This window comes from Micromonospora sp. ATA51 (assembly GCF_016802855.1).
Classification (GTDB): Bacteria; Actinomycetota; Actinomycetes; order Mycobacteriales; family Micromonosporaceae; genus Micromonospora; species Micromonospora sicca.
In genome coordinates, this window is sequence record NZ_JAEVHJ010000061.1 from 12,344 (window position 1) to 27,163 (window position 14,820).

The following is a 14,820-nucleotide window of genomic DNA, read 5'->3' on the forward strand; positions in this document are numbered from 1 at the left end:
ACCCGATCACGGAAGGCTCCCACGTGACCCGCTACTCCGACCGGATCCGCCGCGCCCGGCTCGCCCTGGGCGGGTTCGCCGCGGCGGTGGTGGTCACCGCCGGCTGCACGCTGCCGGCGTTCGCCCCGCGGACCGAGAGTCAGGGCGAAGCGGCCGCCCCGGGCAGCGCGGCGACCTGGCGGGCCTGCCCGGAGGTGCCGGACGAGCTGGTCGGCCGGGGCGCCTCGGGCATGCGTTACGAGTGCGCGCGGGTCCTGGTGCCGCGCAACTGGGGCAGCGGCGCCCCGACCGGCGCGACCGTCGGGCCGGGCACCGGGGAGAACTTCGAGATCGCCCTGCTGCGGATCCGGTCGAACAAGCAGCACGACCGGATCGGGTCGCTGGTGGTCAATCCGGGCGGCCCCGGCGCGTCCGGCGTGGACACCGCGGTCTACCTCTCCTTCGGCTCGGCGTTCGGCGGGCTGCCGGCCGCGGTGACCGACCGCTTCGACATCGTCGGCTTCGACCCGCGCGGGGTGGCGCGGTCCAGCCCGGTCAAGTGCATCCCCGACGCCGACCTGGACGCCAGCTTCGGCTACGACCCCGACCCGCAAAGCCAGGCGGCGTTCGACGGCTTCGTCGACCTCAACAAGCGGATCGGGCAGCGCTGCGGCGACCGGTACGGCGACCAGCTCCCGCTCTACGGCACCGAGCAGGCCGCGCGGGACATGGACGCGGTCCGCGCGGCGGTCGGCGACGAGAAGCTCACCTACCTCGGCTACTCGTACGGGACGCTGCTCGGCGCGACCTACGCCCAGCTCTACCCGGACCGGGTGCGGGCCCTGGTGCTCGACGGCGCAGTGGACCCGCAGCAGAAGCTGATCGCCGGGTCGGAGAGCCAGGCGAAGGGCTTCGAGCGGGCGTTCGGCAACTTCAACCGGTGGTGCGCCGCGAACGCCGGCCGCTGCCCGATCGCCCCGGACGCCCGGGGCGCGGTCACCGCCGCCATCGACAAGGCGAAGGTCTCCCCGGTCCGCGGCACCGACGGGCGGGAGGCCACCGCGGGCTGGGTCTTCTACGCGGTCATCTCCTCGCTCTACACCGAGTCGGGGTGGCAGGAGCTGGCCCGGGCGATCGACCAGCTCCAGGCCGGCGACCCGGCCGGGGTGTTCAAGCTCGCCGACGCGTACGCGGGCCGCGAGGACGACGGGCACTATTCCAACCTCTTCGACGCCAATCTGGCGGTGAACTGCGCCGACGAGACCGAGAAGCCCAGCCGGGAGCAGATCCGCCAGCTGCAGTCGCAGTGGCGGCAGAAGTACCCGCTCTTCGGTCCGGCGCTGGCCGTGGGCATGCTGGGCTGCGTGGAGTGGCCCGGCCAGCGGGACCCGTACCCGACCGGCAAGGCCGTGGGGGCGCCGCCGATCGTGGTGGTCGGGACCACCGGCGACCCGGCCACCCCGTACGAGCAGACCGCCGCGCTGGCCTCGATGCTCGGCGTCGGCCGGGTGCTGACCTGGGAGGGTGAGGGGCACACCGCGTACCCGCAGACCGCCTGCGTCACCACCGCCGTCGACGCCTACCTGATCTCGCTGACCGTTCCCAGAGAGGGGCTGCGCTGCCCGGCGCGTTGAGCGGCTCGCGGCGCTCCGGCTCGGGCACCTCGATGCCCTGCCGGGTGGCCAGCTCCTCCAGCAGCGCGCGCATCCGGCGCACGTCGGCCTTGAGCTCCTCCTGCTCGTCGTGTTCGAAGGCGTCGTCGTCGACGATCAGCCGGCTGGCGAAGTGCGCGGTGATCAGTGGGATGACCAGCAGCACCATGGTGGAGATGAGCAGCGCGGCGAGGACTCGCCCCTCGGTGGTGCTGGGCGAGATGTCGCCGTACCCGACGGTGGAGGCGGTGACCACCGCCCACCACACCGAGTCGGCGGCGCTCTTGCGCTCCGCGTGGCTGTAGAGCACCCCTGCCACCACGATCATCAGCAGGTACGACATGATCAGCGTCCGCGGCGAGTTGGCGAACCAGACGAGACCTCGGTAGATCCACCGGAACGGCAGCAGCAGGAGCTTCATGGCGCACATGCTGCCCGGTGCCGGCAACCCACGCCCGCACATCGGCCGGCGTCGCTGTGCCAGGCTGCCGGCATGACCGACGTGATCTTCCGGGACGCCGTCCGGGCCGACCTGCCCGCCGTCATCGCCCTGCTCGCCGACGACGTGCTGGGCAAGGCCCGCGACTTCACCGAGGTCGACGACGCGTACGAGAAGGCGTTCGCCGAGATCGACGCCGACCCGCGCAACCACCTGGTCGTCGCGGACGCCGGCGGCGAACTGCTCGGCTGCATGCAGATCACGTACATCCCGGGGCTGGGCCGGCACGGCGCGGAACGGTCGCTGATCGAGTCGGTGCGGGTGCGGTCGGACCTGCGCGGCCGGGGCCTCGGCCGGCAGATGATGACCTGGGCCATCGACCAGGCCCGGCAGCGCGGCTGCGCGCTGGTGCAGCTCACCACGGACAAGACCCGGGCGGACGCGCACCGCTTCTACCGCAACCTCGGTTTCGTGGCCAGCCACGAGGGGATGAAGCTGCCACTCTGACCGTTTCCCGTGGCCGACTCGGCGGCCCGCTGCTCGGCCTCCTTCTTGCTCCGGCCCTCGGCGCCGCCGTACCGGTTGCCGGCGACCACCACCCAGGCGGTGAAGGTCTTCAGGTGGTCCGGGCCGGTGCCCTCGATCCGGTACTCCGGCACGCCCAGCCCCAGCGCGGCGGTCAGCTCCTGGAGGCTGGTCTTCCAGTCCAGGGCGGCGCCCCGGCCGGCCGACTCGGCCATCAGCGGGTCGAACAGCCGGTGGATCACGAGGGCCGCGGTGTCCAGGCCGTACTGGAGGTAGATCGCGCCGAGCAGCGCCTCCAGGGTGTCGGCGAGGATGCTCGCCTTGTCCCGGCCGCCGGTGCTCTCCTCGCCCTTGCCCAGCAGCAGGTACGCGCCGAGCCCGTCCGGGCCGAGGCCGCGCGCCACGTCGGCGAGGGCGCGCATGTTCACCACGCTGGCCCGCAGCTTCGCGAGCTGCCCCTCGGGCAGGTCCGGGTGGTTGTTGAAGAGCGCCGTGGTGATCACCACGCCGAGCACCGAGTCGCCCAGGAACTCCAACCGCTCGTTGGTGGGCAGGCCGCCGTTCTCGTACGCGTACGAACGGTGGGTGAGCGCGCGCTCCAGCAGTTCCGGGTCGAGCGACACCCCGAAGGCCGCCTCCAGGTGGCTGATGTGAGCGCGCCGCCGCTTGTCGTTGGTCATTGCACTACCTCGTTGCCGTGTGCGGAATCCTGCGGAATGCCATCGAGCAGGCCGGAGATCAGTTCGGTGGCCCCGCGCCGCCACAGGTGGGCGGCGAGGGCGATGCCGGAGGCGACGTCGTCGGGCCGGGCCGCGCCGTGGCACACGACCACCGTGCCGGCCACGCCGAGCAGGGCGGCCGCCCGGGGGGCGCCGCCACCGGCGGGCGGACCGCCGGCCATCGCGTACGCGCCCTCGATCGCCTTGAGCAGCACGTTACCGGTGAACCCGTCGGTGACCACCACATCGGCGCGCACACCGAGGGAGACGTCGTACCCCTCGACCAGGCCGACGTAGCGGGCGCCGCCGGGCAGCGGCACCGCGGCCAGCGCGGGATCGGCGGCCCGGCGCAGCCAGTCACCCTTGCCCGCCTCGGTGCCGACCGAGAGCAGGCCGACCCGGGGCTCGGCGACGCCGTGCGCCACGGCGGCGTAGGCCGCGCCGAGGACGGCGTGCCGGGCGAGGGTGGCCGGGCGGGGCTCCAGGGCGCCGCCGACGTCCAGCAGCACCACCGGGCCGGCGACCGCGGGCAGGGTGGCCACCAGAGCCGGCCGACGGACGTCGGACCAGCGCCCGAAGCCGAGCACGGCGGCGGTGACGGTGGCGCCGGTCGAACCGGCGGACACGAGCGCGTCCGCGAGCCCCTCGCGTACCGCGTGGACGGCGGCGCGGACGGTGCTGTGCTCGCGGGCGGCGGTGGGATGGTCGGCCATGCCGACCGCGGTCCGGACCGGCCGGACCGCGACCCGGGCGCGTTGCGCCGGATCGAGGGCGTCGATCAGCCCGCCGGCGACCTCGGTCGGACCGACGAGCAGCAGATGCAGGTCAGGGTCGGCGCGCACGGCCCGCAGAGCGCCGTCAACCACGACGGCGGGAGCGTCGTCCCCGCCGAGGAGGTCAACGGCGATCCGCGCGGTGCCCGGCTCCACCGGAACGCCGGCCGCTGCACGGCCGGCGGTGGAGGGAGCCGGGGCACCGGGCGATTGCCAGGGTGCGCGCGCCGCCCGACCCGCGGTCGGGGGCGTCACTCGGCGTCCAGGTCAGACCTCGAGAACCTGGCGGCCGTTGTAGGTGCCGCAGACGGAGCAGGCGGCGTGCGGCAGCTTCGCCGACTTGCACTGCGGGCAGGCCACGGTCGCGACCACGGCCGCCTTCCAGTTCGCCCGGCGGGACCGGGTGTTGCTGCGCGACATCTTGCGCTTCGGGACGGCCACGGTTCTTACTCCTCTTTACGGGTCAGTTGCGACAGGCCCGCCCAACGCGGGTCGATCTGCTGATGGCTGTGATCGGCCGGCAGATCGTCCCAGTGCACCCCGCATTCGGGGCACAACCCTGGGCAGTCCTCCCGGCAGAGCGGGTTGGTCGGCAGTGTGAGCACCACCGCGTCCCGCAGCGCCGGCTCCAGGTCGATCAGATCGTCCTGCATCCGGCCCACCTCGTCCTCGTCGGTCGTGGTGTCCGTGGTGCTGTTCTCGTACGCGTACAGCTCCTGGACGTTCACGACCACCGAGTCGTTGATCTCGCGCAGGCAACGGCCGCACTCGCCCTTGACGGGACCGGTGATGGTCCCGGAGACGAGCACGCCCTCGGACACCGACTCCAACCTCAGGTCGAGGTCGAGATCCGCGCCCTCCGGCACGCCGATCAACTCCACGCCGAGGTCCGCCGGTGCCGGCACGACCCGCTTGACGGTACGCAACGCACCAGGCCGACGCGGCAGGTCCCTCGTGTCGAGGACCAGCGGCGACCTGGGGTTGAGTGATGAAGGCGAGTGTTTGGGCATAGTTAGACTCCGGCCGGTGAGAGGCCGACAAAAAAGGTTACCTGGACGAGCACCCGACCGTCGAACCGGGGCGGGGCGCACCCCGCCTGTCGGCTGCCGGGGTGCCGCTCAGAAGGGTAGCGGGCGATCCGCCTCGTCCCCAGCGAAGGTGCCGATCTCCCGCAAAGCGTGCATCTTGTCCCGGCCGCGCTCTATCGAGGCGAGCGCCCGGGTGAGGAACTGCTCGAAGTTGGCCAGCGCGGTGTCGACGTAGTCGTCCACCTCGTCACGGAGGCGCTGGGCCTCGGCGCGGGCCTCGGCGATGATCCGGGCGCCCTCGTGCTCGGCGGAGACCGTGATCTCGTTCACCGAGACCAGGCGGGCGTGTTCCGCCTCACCCTCGCTGATGATCCGGTCGGCCTCCCGCTTGCCGGCCTCCATGATCTTGTCGCGCTCCTCCAGCAGCGCGGCGGCCCGGCGCAGGTCGGCGGGGAGTTCGGCGCGCAGCTCGTCGAGGGCGCCGATCATCTCGCCCCGGTCGACCATGCAGTTGTTGCGCGACATCGGGACGGAGCGGGCCTGCTCCACCATGGCGATCAGTTCGTCGATGCGATCGAGCGGGTCCACCGGTACCTCACTCCTGTCGTTCTTCGGCCGACCTACATGATGCGGGCTGCGGCCGGGTTCCCGCTCCACCAATGATGTCGTGCGCGGGCGACAGGTGGCCCATCCGCGCCGGGCCGGCGCGTCGCGCCGGGCGCCGGCGGTCGGGTCAGCCGGGCTGCCCCGGGGCCAGCCGGGCGCGCAGCTGCTCGCGGACCACGTCCGGCACGTGCGACGAGATGTCCCCGCCCCACTTGGCGACGTCCTTGACCAGACTCGAGGAGAGGAACGAGTAGAGCGGGTTGGTCGGCATGAAGAGCGTCTCCACGCCGGCCAGGCCGATGTTCATCTGGGCCATCTGCAGCTCGTAGTCGAAGTCGCTGACCGCCCGGAGGCCCTTGATCAGCACGCTCGCCTGCTGGGCCCGGCAGAAGTCCACCAGCAGCCCGCGGAACGACTCGACCCGCACGTTGTCGTACGAGGAGGTCACCTCGCGGAGCATGTCGATCCGCTCCTCGACGGTGAACAGGCCACGCTTCGACTGGTTCATCAGCACGCCGACGATCACCTCGTCGAAGAGCCGGCTGGCCCGGCCGATGATGTCGAGGTGTCCGTTGGTGACCGGATCGAAGGAGCCGGGACAGACCGCACGTCTCATGATCGGCGACCGTACCAAAGGGTGGTCTCGCCGTAACGGCGGCTGCGCTCGGACGTGATGCCCTCCACCCAGGTGACCGGTCCGGAACGGCTGGACCGCTCCACCACCACGAGGGCGTCCGCGGCCAGCCAGCCGCGTCGGCGAGCGCGGCCAGCATCGCGGTGATCTCCTCGTCGGGTACGGCGTACGGCGGGTCGGCGAAGACCACGTCGTACGGGTCACCGTCAGGGCCGGCCGCGAGCACGGTGGCGACCCGACCGGTGACCAGGCGGGCGGCCGGGGCGGCCCGCAGCGCGGCGACGTTCTCCCGGATCACCCGGGCGGCCCGGGGGTCGGACTCGACCAGCAGCACGTGCCGAGCGCCCCGGGACAGCGCCTCCAGCCCGACCGCGCCGGAGCCCGCGTAGAGGTCGGCGAAGCGGGCCCCGCCCAGGTCCACCTCCGCCTGCACCGCGCTGAACAGGGCCTCCCGGACCCGGTCGGAGGTGGGCCGGGTGCCGGCGCCGGGCGGCGCGGCGATGCGTCGGCCGCCGAGCGTCCCGGCCACGATCCGGGTCACCGTCTGCTCCTGCACATGGTGCTGACGCTACGCGACGGTCGATCGGGGCGAACCACCGAACGATCCCCGGCGGCGACGGGCGGCTGTCGTGATCCGCCCGACACGGAGAGTCCATCAATGATCTCGAATGGACAACATCATTGTTAATTGATCCCAGGGCCGTTCCCGATTCACGACTCATCGATAAAGTCGCCCGGCGTGCCGCGCTCCGCAACCGGCACGCAGCGCCGGGAGGGCGCCGGAACAGGTCGCGCCGGACGGCAGGTGGTGATCGTTCCGCCTCCCGGGACCACCCCCCGACATCCCTCGTCAGGAGAAGGCGTGAACCGTCTCAAATCCCCGTACCGCCATGTCATGGCGGTGACCGCAAGCACCCTGATCGGCATCGCCGGCGCCCTGACCCTGGTCAGCCCGGCCAGCGCGCACCACAGCGTGGTCAAGGTCACCGCAGAGTGCGACACCGCCGCCGGCGAGTGGGTCACGACCTGGACCGTCAACAACAACGCCCCCGAAGGCGTGCACAACTACCGGTTCGCCAAGGCCGAGGCCACCAGCGTGGTGAACGGGACAGCCACCCCGTTCACGTCGACGGCATCGCGGTGAGCGAGCCCGGTGTCTACCCGCACCCGGTGTCGACGCCCGTGGTCGGCAAGGCCCGCCTCTCGGGCGACGCCACCGAGGCCTCGCTGACCGTGAAGGCGCAGTGGGACAACGAGTGGAACGAGAAGGACGACAGCAGCGCGTCCATCAAGTTCAGCGAGAGCTGCGACAAGGTGGTGACCCCGCCGCCGGCTGCCGCCAACCCGAAGGCCACCGTGACCGCGGACTGCGACGGCGACGTCGCGGTGAAGCTGGAGAACGGCGCCGAGGCGACCAGGGACGCCGCGTTCACCGTCACCGGCACCGACGGCTTCACGAAGACCGCGACCGTCACGGCCGGCAAGGACACCACGATCACCGTGCCGGCCCGCAACGCCGCCAGGATCACGGTAACCGAGGCCGGGCAGAAGGCGCCCATCTTCGACGCCAAGCCCGCCACGGCCAAGGACTGCGTCGCGCCGGGTGAGCCGACCGGCAGCATCAAGATGACCTGCGATGCGCTGATCTTCCAGGTCGAGAACCCGAAGGACGGCAAGACCGTGACGGTCACGCTCACCCCGAACAAGGGCGACGCGCAGACGCTGGTCGTGAAGCCGGGCGAGACCAGGACCGCGACGTTCAAGGCCGTCGAGGGTCTGACCGTCACCCCCAGGGCCGACGGCCTGGACGACGTCACCGACCTCTGGCCCCCGAGGGAAGAGCTGGGTTCCGGCAATCGGCATCCGTCATCCGTGGTTACCTGACATCGGTCGCGCCCCACTTCACGAGCTGTTAACAGAAGTCCACTATCTGGGGGGGATTCAGTTGGCCAAACCATCATTCACCCGCCTCGCGGGGGCCACCATGCTGGCCGCCGTGATCAGTCTGGGCTTTGCCGCACCAGCGTCGGCTGGGGGTGGCACGACGATCAACATCGATCCGGCGGACACCGGCACGACGGCGGCCGCGTTCGGCACTCACGTGTGCGACCCGAACCTCGGTGGTGGCCCGTTCCAGGCCGAGGACGTTTGGGTCTTCGCCCTGCCGGCTGCGGCGCAGCAGGGCAGCTTCATCTCACTGACCATCGAGTTCGCCACGGAGGGTGGCCCCGTCACGGAGATCATCACGACCACGCCCGCCGCTGACCGTGCGATCGTCGGCGACAGGGCGTGGATCAGGACGCCAGCCGGCCTGTCGTCGACCGGCGAGCTGGTGAATCCGTTCGCCCTCACCAACGCCACGGCGTTGATCACCGGCACCGACGGAACATTCGACCTGGCGCAGACCTGCCCGGCGACCTGAGCTGGTCCATCCGTACGCAGGGGTGCTGCCCCGGCAGAGCCGGGTCTGCCGGGGCCCATGACTGGATCTGCCGCTGACCGGCACCCGAGCGAGAGTTCGGGTGCCGGCCAGGGACTGCCGTCAGGTCAATTCCTACCTCACCATCTCGCCCGACATCCGCAGGTCAGGCCGAGGGCATTCCTGGCTAACGATCTCGTGCGCAATGGGACGGTCGGTGGTGTCCATTCAACGTAGGTGATGATCTCCGGGTCGATCCGGTGGGCGCGTCGCGTGTTCATTCATCCCGCGCTCACCTGAATCTCCCGCCGTCATCTGCACCTGCTACGAACCGAACTGCGTGTGGTACCGCTGGCCGAGCGAGACGGCCTGCTGTATGCCCGTCGGGGTGGCCACCGGCGGCGGGCGGCTGGAACCGGGCGGCGTTGACGCTGCGGGTGACGCAACAGTCTGGATCATCGACGGCGCAGCCCTGCTCGGATATCCGCTTGTCGGCACCTCCGAACTTGTCGCACCTGTACGCGCATGGGGCGACGGATACCGGTAGTGACGGACGCGCCAGCGCCGCCGCGCGTTGCCTGCGGCAGATGCGGATGCCTTACCAGAGGCGTGCCAGAACCCGCGTCGGAATGGCCGTGAATGGCCGCTGAGGCTTGTAGAGCCGCCGAGGCCGTGCGGGCGGCGACCTATACGGCGCGCCGAGGCCGGCGAGCGGGCATGGGGTGTCGGGCGGTCAGCTGATCGTGATGGGCTGGCTTTCGGTGATCGGGCTGGCGAGGCCGGACGTGTTGACGGCTTGCACGCCGTAGATGTGGGTACCGGTGCCCGGGTTGCTGTCGACGTAGGTGTGTTGCGCGGGTGGGGTTCGTCCGACCGGTAGCCATTGGCCGTCCGGGTTGGCGCGCCGTAGGCATTGGTAATATGCGAGGTCTTCGCCGGTGGCCGGCCAGGTTAGACGGATCGTGGCGGCGTCGGTGACGGCCGTCAGCTGTGATGGCGCGAGTGGCGCGATTCGTGCCGCCTCCTGCGATGTGATACCGGCAGCGTTGGATGGCAGCGGTGGGGTCGCTGTGGGAGATTCCGAACCTGTGGCCGTGGCGGTGTTCGGCGGTGGCGGCGGTGTGCCGGTTGATGCGCACGCGGTCGCGGCGACGAGTACGGCGGCTACCAGGAGCAGTTGGCGGGTCATGTCGGCTGCCTCTTCGGTGTCCTGGCAGGGGCACCGTGTGGGCCCCTGCCAGGACGGGTTGGTCTACTTGAATTTGAAGTCGGCGGAGTGTTGGGTGCCGTCGTTGAAGGTCACGGTCAGGTGGTGGCAGGTGCCCGCCCACGACTTGGTGGTCTTCCACACGTAGGTGTACTGATCAGTGGCCGGGTCGTAGGTCAGTGTGGCATTCCCGGGGCTGACGGTCTGCTCGATGTCGTCAAGCGGGGCGCCGGAGTCGCAGGCCACCGGCTGAGAGGCGGGTGAGCCGGCGGCGAAGATGTCCAGGCCCTGGTCGCCGCCGAGGCTGAACTTGACCGGGATTGCGCTGCCGGCCTTCGCGAGGTTGGCAGTGGGCGGGTTGTCGACCGGGGAGAAGAAGCCGGTGAAGGTGTACCGCGACGTCGGCGGGCTCTTCTGCTCCTCCTCCGGTGTCATGGTCTCGTTGTTGTCGGTGATCATGGGCAGGTCCGGGGTGACCCCGGCCAGGCCGATCGCGCCGCCCTTGAGCTTCAGGTTGGCCCAGTCGTTGTAGCCGTTGAGCGTCCCGTTGGCGCCGTCATGGTTAATGTCGAACGACACGCCGGTCTCGGTGGAATTGCCGTTGCAGTTCCAGTCAATGGCACCGCCAGCGTTGTTGACCGCGACGTAGGCCCCCGGGGCGGGGGTCGGGCACCAGTGTCGGGTCCCGTAGCCGGCCGCCCCAATCCCCGCGGGCTCGTTCAGGCTGCTCTCGTTCAGGCTGCCCAGGGCGGAACGGGAGTAGTCGAAGGTGCCAGCGGCCCCACCCTTGATGACGCCGCTCATCTGGAAGCCGTAGCTCATGATGCTCAGGTAGTTCGGCTTGTAGTTGGTGTCGTCACCACCACCGTGGTGAAGCGAGAGGTTGTGGCCCAACTCGTGCATGAGCGTGCCGGCCTGCTCGCTGTCGCTGCCGGTACCTGCGGTGAACGAGCCGAGGCTGACGATCAGGTCGGAGGCGCCGATGCCCCGGGAGATGCCCGACGAGGTGGTCGAGTCGTAGTTGTGGGCGGCGACCACGTAGTGGAAGATCGGCGTACGCCCGGTCGGCGTGAAGTTGGCGTCCTTGAGCGTCTGGAATGCGCTCCAGTCGTAGCCGCCCCCGCCGGAGGTGCCCAGGTTGGCGACGTAGGCGAGCTGGTTGGCTTTGCTCATCGACCCCCACGTCGCGTTGGTCGCGTAGTTCATGATGCTCGACGAGCCCTCGTCGATGTGCAGGTTGATGCCCACTGATCCGGTCGGGCTGACGTACGGCGAGGCCGCGAACGCGTCGACGACCTTCTTGAGCGCGGCGGCGCTCAGCTTCTGGTTGTGGGTGGCGTCGGCCATCCAGTCGATCTGCAGGAAGATGTCCGGCTTGTTCTTGTCCGCGCCCATCGCTGGCAGGTCGGTGAACTGCGGCGCGAGTGGGCCGGCACCGTCTGGGTCGATGGTGATCCCGCTCGTCTCCCACTCGTCGAGCAGCCCGTCGCCGTCGCTGTCCACCCCGCCGCCGGTGGCGCAGGAGCCGGGCGGGATCTCGAACGCGATGGCCCGGCGCGGCTCGTATGCCTCCATCGACCACATCACCGTCTTCGGCGAGAACGTGACGCTGTCACATTCCAGGTCCTCGTCGCGTACCCCGCCGGCGCCGGTGGCGAAGTCGAAGGCGGGCGCGTGGGTGCTGCGCTGCACGACCCAGACGTGGTTGCAGCCGTCGGAGCCTTGGAACAGCAGCTGACCGCCGATGGCCAGGCCGCTGTTGTAGCAGCCGCTGCCGGACCAGCCGAAGCTGCCCAGGCTGGCGCCGGCGGTGGAGTAGTGGAAGATGGTCGTGGACGTGTCCGGGCTGATGAGCAGGCTGTCGTCCTGCGCGTCGTACGCCAGCCCGTCATCGAGCCCCTCGATGGCGCCGGCATCGGGCGCGTTGAACACCACCGCGCCGGTACCGGTCGCCGGGTCGATCAGCCGCACGTCGCCGTCGGCGCCCGCGCCGCCCCAGCCGGCCCAGATCTTTTTGCGATTGCCGTCCCAGGCCAGCGCGCCCAGCCCGCCCGCGACGGTGTAGGAGGCGAGCACCGCCCCGGTGATCGGATCCGCTTTGTACAGGTCCGGGCTGGACGCGTAGCAGCTGTACCACAGGTTCTTGCCGTCGAACGCGATGCCGACGCCGATGCCGCTGGAGCACGGCTGCGCGAAATTGGTCTGTTGAACCAAGTCCCCGTTCGCGGCGAACGCCGGTGATGGCCGAGCGGCCACCCCCAAGGCGAGCACCACGATGGCAGCTACCGTTGCGTGGAGCCATCGACGCCTGAATCTTCGTTGCATGCCACACCCCTTCCTTCACGTTCTGTGCTGACGAATTCGGCAACCGGTAATGAGCCGCCGCCGGCCATCACCCTTCGCTGGTGGGGCCATCACGGAGAATCACTGAGACCGTGATCCGACACTGGAACAAGCCAAAGGTCGCGGCTCACCCTCCACTGGTCCACGGCATTGCGATGAACCACCGTCGAAGGCACCCAGCCGTCGCCGGACACGGGCTGCCAGCATGTTGCGAACGCACATGCAGCCAGCGGCGGGACAGTTCGCCCGGGGCGGATCTACCGCCGCAGCCAGCCAAAATATCGGGCGCTTTCCCGCGGCCCAGGCCCCATGTGAGATCGCTCAAAGTGCTGCAGAGGGCAGGATTCGCGATCATAGACACGGAGATCTCGTTCGCCAACGGGCGGAATGCGGAGATCGAGGAAACGATCCTGCGCCTCGACGAGCCCGCTAAGACCGCGCCCTCCGATGTGTCGGGCGGAGAGTGGCAGACTTACTGATCTCGGCAGTTCAGGATGCCCGCTCGACTCAGAGGCTAGCTACCGAGCGTGATCGCCTCGGTCGGCGAGCACGCGCGGGTCGCGGCATGAGCGTGCAGCTATCAGCGTCGCCTCATAGCGCTGATCGGCGCACTCGTCAGACCTCGGTGGCGGCGGGTGGGATGCTCCACCGCAGTACGGCCTTGCTCGCCACGTGCTCCAGAGTCAGCGGGTACACCTGTCCAAACGACCTGCCTGCTCTGAATCGCTGAAGTTCACTCGGCGCCCAGCCGACACAAAGGACCGGGCAGCCGGCCACCTCGATCACTCCGGCGCCGAGGGGATCCTGCCAGCCCGCTCGCCATCCGAGATGGTGATGGCTGTGTAGGTCGACGGATGCCATATGCGCGAAATGACCCTGCGCGACCGCCCACCGGTTGATCGCCGCCGCCCTCTCGTGCGCGACTTCGACGGGTAAATCCAACCAGCCGTGCACGCGGTTGGCGTGGAACGCCGGAATAGGTTGCGCACCGAAGTGCGCCCAGGCCTCCTCATCGCCTTTGCCCCAGATTCGCAGGTCAGCTAACCCGTCAACAGTGCGTGCCGCCGGCAGGAAGCCAACCCATGAGTCAAGCGCAACCGCGTCACCGATGACCATCCCGGACGGGTCCACGGGCAGATCACCCAGCACCACCGGTTCCGCTTTGGCTGAAACCGCCGACCACGGCAGGTTCAGGTCGACGTCGAGCGTGGCTATGGTGTCGATTGCCTCGTACGTACCGGGCCGGGTCCGCGCAGACACCGTCAACGCTCCGGGTCCGGCCGGCACGGCGACCGCCTCGGCGAGCCAGTCCTGCAGGTGGGCGCCGCCCGTATCCGCCGCCCGCATCGCACGAACCGACAACGGCTCCCCAAGGTCGGCCCACTGATCGAGAAACCCGCCGCAGGCCAGCACGACAGTCCGCGACGGCGCCACCACCCGACCCAGTGCCACGGTCATCGACGCGGAATCGTCACTGCTGTTCATCGCTGCCGATCATCACACCCCATGGGCTTCTGGGGCATCCGCTCTCGGCAATACAGGATGTCCGCAGACGGACCGCCGCGAGCGCGCGACCAGCGGCAGATGTGGACGTCCAAGGGTCATATGTGGAGGATGTGGGCGACTAGTCACCGAACAATGTCCCGCGCATACTGCTTAGAGCCTGGTAAATAAGGGGTTCGGGGTGTCGGCGGATCGCGCAAGAGATTGATGATCGCGCTCGTTGCCGGCGTGGCGGCGTGACATGGTGAAGGGCCTTCGGTACGAGCAAAGGCGACTAAACCAGCACGACCGAAGGCCCAACCCTGTCTGTATACCTTGTCGCCGGCGTCGCCGCACCTACCACCCCGGCCACCGTTGACGATCACCTGCGCACCGCCCGGCCGCGGCACTATCCGTCCGACACCTCGGATGCCGAATGGCAGGTCCTGGCTCCGCACGTCCCGGCCGGGACCGGACGCGGACGGCCGATCACCTACCCCCGCCGCGACATCGTGGACGCGATCCGCTACCTCGACCGCACCGGCTGCCAGTGGAACGCGCTGCCCGCCGACTTCCCGCACCACAAGCTCGTCTACCACTACTTCACGACCTGGACCCGCGACGGAACCCTGAACCGCATGCACAACAGCCTGCGGGAACAGGTCCGCGAACAGGTCGAGGGTCGTAACCGGCAACCGACGGCTGCGCTGGTCGACTCCCAGTCGATACGGGGCGCGGAGACCGTCGGCCGGCCAGGGCGTGGCTTCGACGCGGGGAAGAAGGTCAACGGCCGGAAACGGCACATCGCCGTCGACACCTGCGGACTACTGCTCGCGATCCTGGTCACCGGCGCGAACGTGCAGGACCGCGACGCCGCCCGGCCGCTGCTGTGGGCGCTACGCGCCTGCTTTCCCACCATCGGCCTGACCTGGGCCGACAGCGGCTACGCCGGCCGGCTCGTCGGCTGGGCCGCCGCCCACCTCACCCTGACCGTGCAGATCGTCGCGAAGCTCG

Annotated in this window: 16 protein-coding genes and 1 pseudogene; 6 read left to right on the forward strand and 11 right to left on the reverse strand. The window is 69.9% G+C overall.

The features are described from left to right. Positions 1-44 precede the first annotated feature (44 nt). Positions 45-1,613 carry an alpha/beta hydrolase gene (locus JNW87_RS12670; RefSeq protein WP_236648100.1) on the forward strand — a complete coding sequence of 523 codons (1,569 nt, stop codon included), beginning with the start codon at positions 45-47 and terminating at the stop codon, positions 1,611-1,613. On the opposite strand, the gene JNW87_RS12675 is transcribed toward JNW87_RS12670, so the two are convergent. Then, positions 1,540-2,052, reverse strand: coding sequence for a potassium channel family protein (locus tag JNW87_RS12675; protein WP_109802964.1), 513 nt, complete (start codon positions 2,050-2,052; stop codon positions 1,540-1,542). The two genes, JNW87_RS12670 and JNW87_RS12675, sit on opposite strands and share 74 nt — an antisense overlap. Before the next feature lie 72 nt (positions 2,053-2,124). Here JNW87_RS12675 and JNW87_RS12680 point away from each other — a divergent pair, with 72 nt between their 5' ends. Next, positions 2,125-2,577 (forward strand): GNAT family N-acetyltransferase, encoded by a 453-nt coding sequence (locus JNW87_RS12680; protein WP_109802963.1) that lies wholly within the window; start codon positions 2,125-2,127, stop codon positions 2,575-2,577. On the opposite strand, the gene rnc is transcribed toward JNW87_RS12680, so the two are convergent. The 7 genes and pseudogenes from rnc to rsmD form a co-directional block, all read right to left on the reverse strand. Beyond that, positions 2,523-3,275 carry a ribonuclease III gene (gene rnc / locus JNW87_RS12685; RefSeq protein WP_238453733.1) on the reverse strand — a complete coding sequence of 251 codons (753 nt, stop codon included), beginning with the start codon at positions 3,273-3,275 and terminating at the stop codon, positions 2,523-2,525. The genes JNW87_RS12680 and rnc overlap by 55 nt on opposite strands. Beyond that, positions 3,272-4,243: a phosphate acyltransferase PlsX gene (locus tag JNW87_RS12690; protein WP_238453734.1), complete on the reverse strand. Its 972-nt coding sequence runs from the start codon at positions 4,241-4,243 to the stop codon at positions 3,272-3,274. The genes rnc and JNW87_RS12690 overlap by 4 nt, the downstream gene beginning before the upstream one ends. 111 nt (positions 4,244-4,354) lie before the next feature. Continuing rightward, positions 4,355-4,528, reverse strand: a complete 174-nt coding sequence (rpmF, locus tag JNW87_RS12695) for a 50S ribosomal protein L32 (RefSeq protein WP_088963525.1) — start codon at positions 4,526-4,528, stop codon at positions 4,355-4,357. A gap of 5 nt (positions 4,529-4,533) precedes the next feature. Then, the gene (locus JNW87_RS12700) at positions 4,534-5,097 is read right to left on the reverse strand and encodes a DUF177 domain-containing protein (protein ID WP_238453735.1); all 564 of its coding nucleotides are present in this window, start codon (positions 5,095-5,097) and stop codon (positions 4,534-4,536) included. A gap of 108 nt (positions 5,098-5,205) precedes the next feature. Then, complete coding sequence (locus tag JNW87_RS12705; protein WP_109800826.1) at positions 5,206-5,703, reverse strand: hypothetical protein; 498 nt, start codon at positions 5,701-5,703, stop codon at positions 5,206-5,208. A gap of 145 nt (positions 5,704-5,848) precedes the next feature. Next, positions 5,849-6,337 carry a pantetheine-phosphate adenylyltransferase gene (gene coaD / locus JNW87_RS12710; RefSeq protein WP_109800827.1) on the reverse strand — a complete coding sequence of 163 codons (489 nt, stop codon included), beginning with the start codon at positions 6,335-6,337 and terminating at the stop codon, positions 5,849-5,851. Further along, positions 6,334-6,896 (reverse strand): annotated as a pseudogene (gene rsmD, locus JNW87_RS12715) (16S rRNA (guanine(966)-N(2))-methyltransferase RsmD). Before rsmD ends, coaD begins: the two are co-directional and overlap by 4 nt. A 354-nt stretch (positions 6,897-7,250) precedes the next feature. Between rsmD and JNW87_RS12720 the strand changes: the two are divergent. The 3 genes from JNW87_RS12720 (at position 7,251) to JNW87_RS12730 (ending at position 8,777) form a co-directional block, all read left to right on the forward strand. Further along, positions 7,251-7,499, forward strand: coding sequence for a hypothetical protein (locus tag JNW87_RS12720; protein WP_238453736.1), 249 nt, complete (start codon positions 7,251-7,253; stop codon positions 7,497-7,499). After that, positions 7,496-8,239, forward strand: coding sequence for a hypothetical protein (locus JNW87_RS12725; RefSeq protein WP_238453737.1), 744 nt, complete (start codon positions 7,496-7,498; stop codon positions 8,237-8,239). Before JNW87_RS12720 ends, JNW87_RS12725 begins: the two co-directional genes overlap by 4 nt. A gap of 100 nt (positions 8,240-8,339) precedes the next feature. After that, positions 8,340-8,777 (forward strand): hypothetical protein, encoded by a 438-nt coding sequence (locus tag JNW87_RS12730; protein ID WP_146231112.1) that lies wholly within the window; start codon positions 8,340-8,342, stop codon positions 8,775-8,777. Positions 8,778-9,507: 730 nt separating this feature from the next. Here the strand turns inward: JNW87_RS12730 and JNW87_RS12735 are convergent. The 3 genes from JNW87_RS12735 to JNW87_RS12745 all read right to left on the reverse strand — a co-directional run bounded on the left by JNW87_RS12735 (position 9,508) and on the right by JNW87_RS12745 (position 13,809). Continuing rightward, positions 9,508-9,963, reverse strand: a complete 456-nt coding sequence (locus JNW87_RS12735; protein WP_146231111.1) for a hypothetical protein — start codon at positions 9,961-9,963, stop codon at positions 9,508-9,510. 63 nt (positions 9,964-10,026) lie between these two features. Then, complete coding sequence (locus JNW87_RS40610) at positions 10,027-12,255, reverse strand: PxKF domain-containing protein (protein ID WP_109802456.1); 2,229 nt, start codon at positions 12,253-12,255, stop codon at positions 10,027-10,029. 684 nt (positions 12,256-12,939) lie between these two features. Next, positions 12,940-13,809 (reverse strand): hypothetical protein, encoded by an 870-nt coding sequence (locus JNW87_RS12745; protein ID WP_201749701.1) that lies wholly within the window; start codon positions 13,807-13,809, stop codon positions 12,940-12,942. 443 nt (positions 13,810-14,252) lie between these two features. Here JNW87_RS12745 and JNW87_RS12750 point away from each other — a divergent pair. Beyond that, on the forward strand, positions 14,253-14,820 hold a 568-nt coding region (locus JNW87_RS12750; protein WP_238453738.1), incomplete at its 3' end, for an IS5 family transposase.

Bases quoted from the DNA above. Each gene is read 5' to 3' on its own strand.
- JNW87_RS12675 (WP_109802964.1), bottom strand. From the start codon at position 2,052: ATGAAGCTCCTGCTGCTGCCGTTCCGGTGGATCTACCGAGGTCTCGTC.
- JNW87_RS12680 (WP_109802963.1), top strand. From the start codon at position 2,125: ATGACCGACGTGATCTTCCGGGACGCCGTCCGGGCCGACCTGCCCGCC.
- rnc (WP_238453733.1), bottom strand. From the start codon at position 3,275: ATGACCAACGACAAGCGGCGGCGCGCTCACATCAGCCACCTGGAGGCG.
- JNW87_RS12700 (WP_238453735.1), bottom strand. From the start codon at position 5,097: ATGCCCAAACACTCGCCTTCATCACTCAACCCCAGGTCGCCGCTGGTC.
- coaD (WP_109800827.1), bottom strand. From the start codon at position 6,337: ATGAGACGTGCGGTCTGTCCCGGCTCCTTCGATCCGGTCACCAACGGA.
- JNW87_RS12720 (WP_238453736.1), top strand. From the start codon at position 7,251: ATGGCGGTGACCGCAAGCACCCTGATCGGCATCGCCGGCGCCCTGACC.
- JNW87_RS12730 (WP_146231112.1), top strand. From the start codon at position 8,340: ATGCTGGCCGCCGTGATCAGTCTGGGCTTTGCCGCACCAGCGTCGGCT.
- JNW87_RS12735 (WP_146231111.1), bottom strand. From the start codon at position 9,963: ATGACCCGCCAACTGCTCCTGGTAGCCGCCGTACTCGTCGCCGCGACC.
- JNW87_RS12745 (WP_201749701.1), bottom strand. From the start codon at position 13,809: ATGAACAGCAGTGACGATTCCGCGTCGATGACCGTGGCACTGGGTCGG.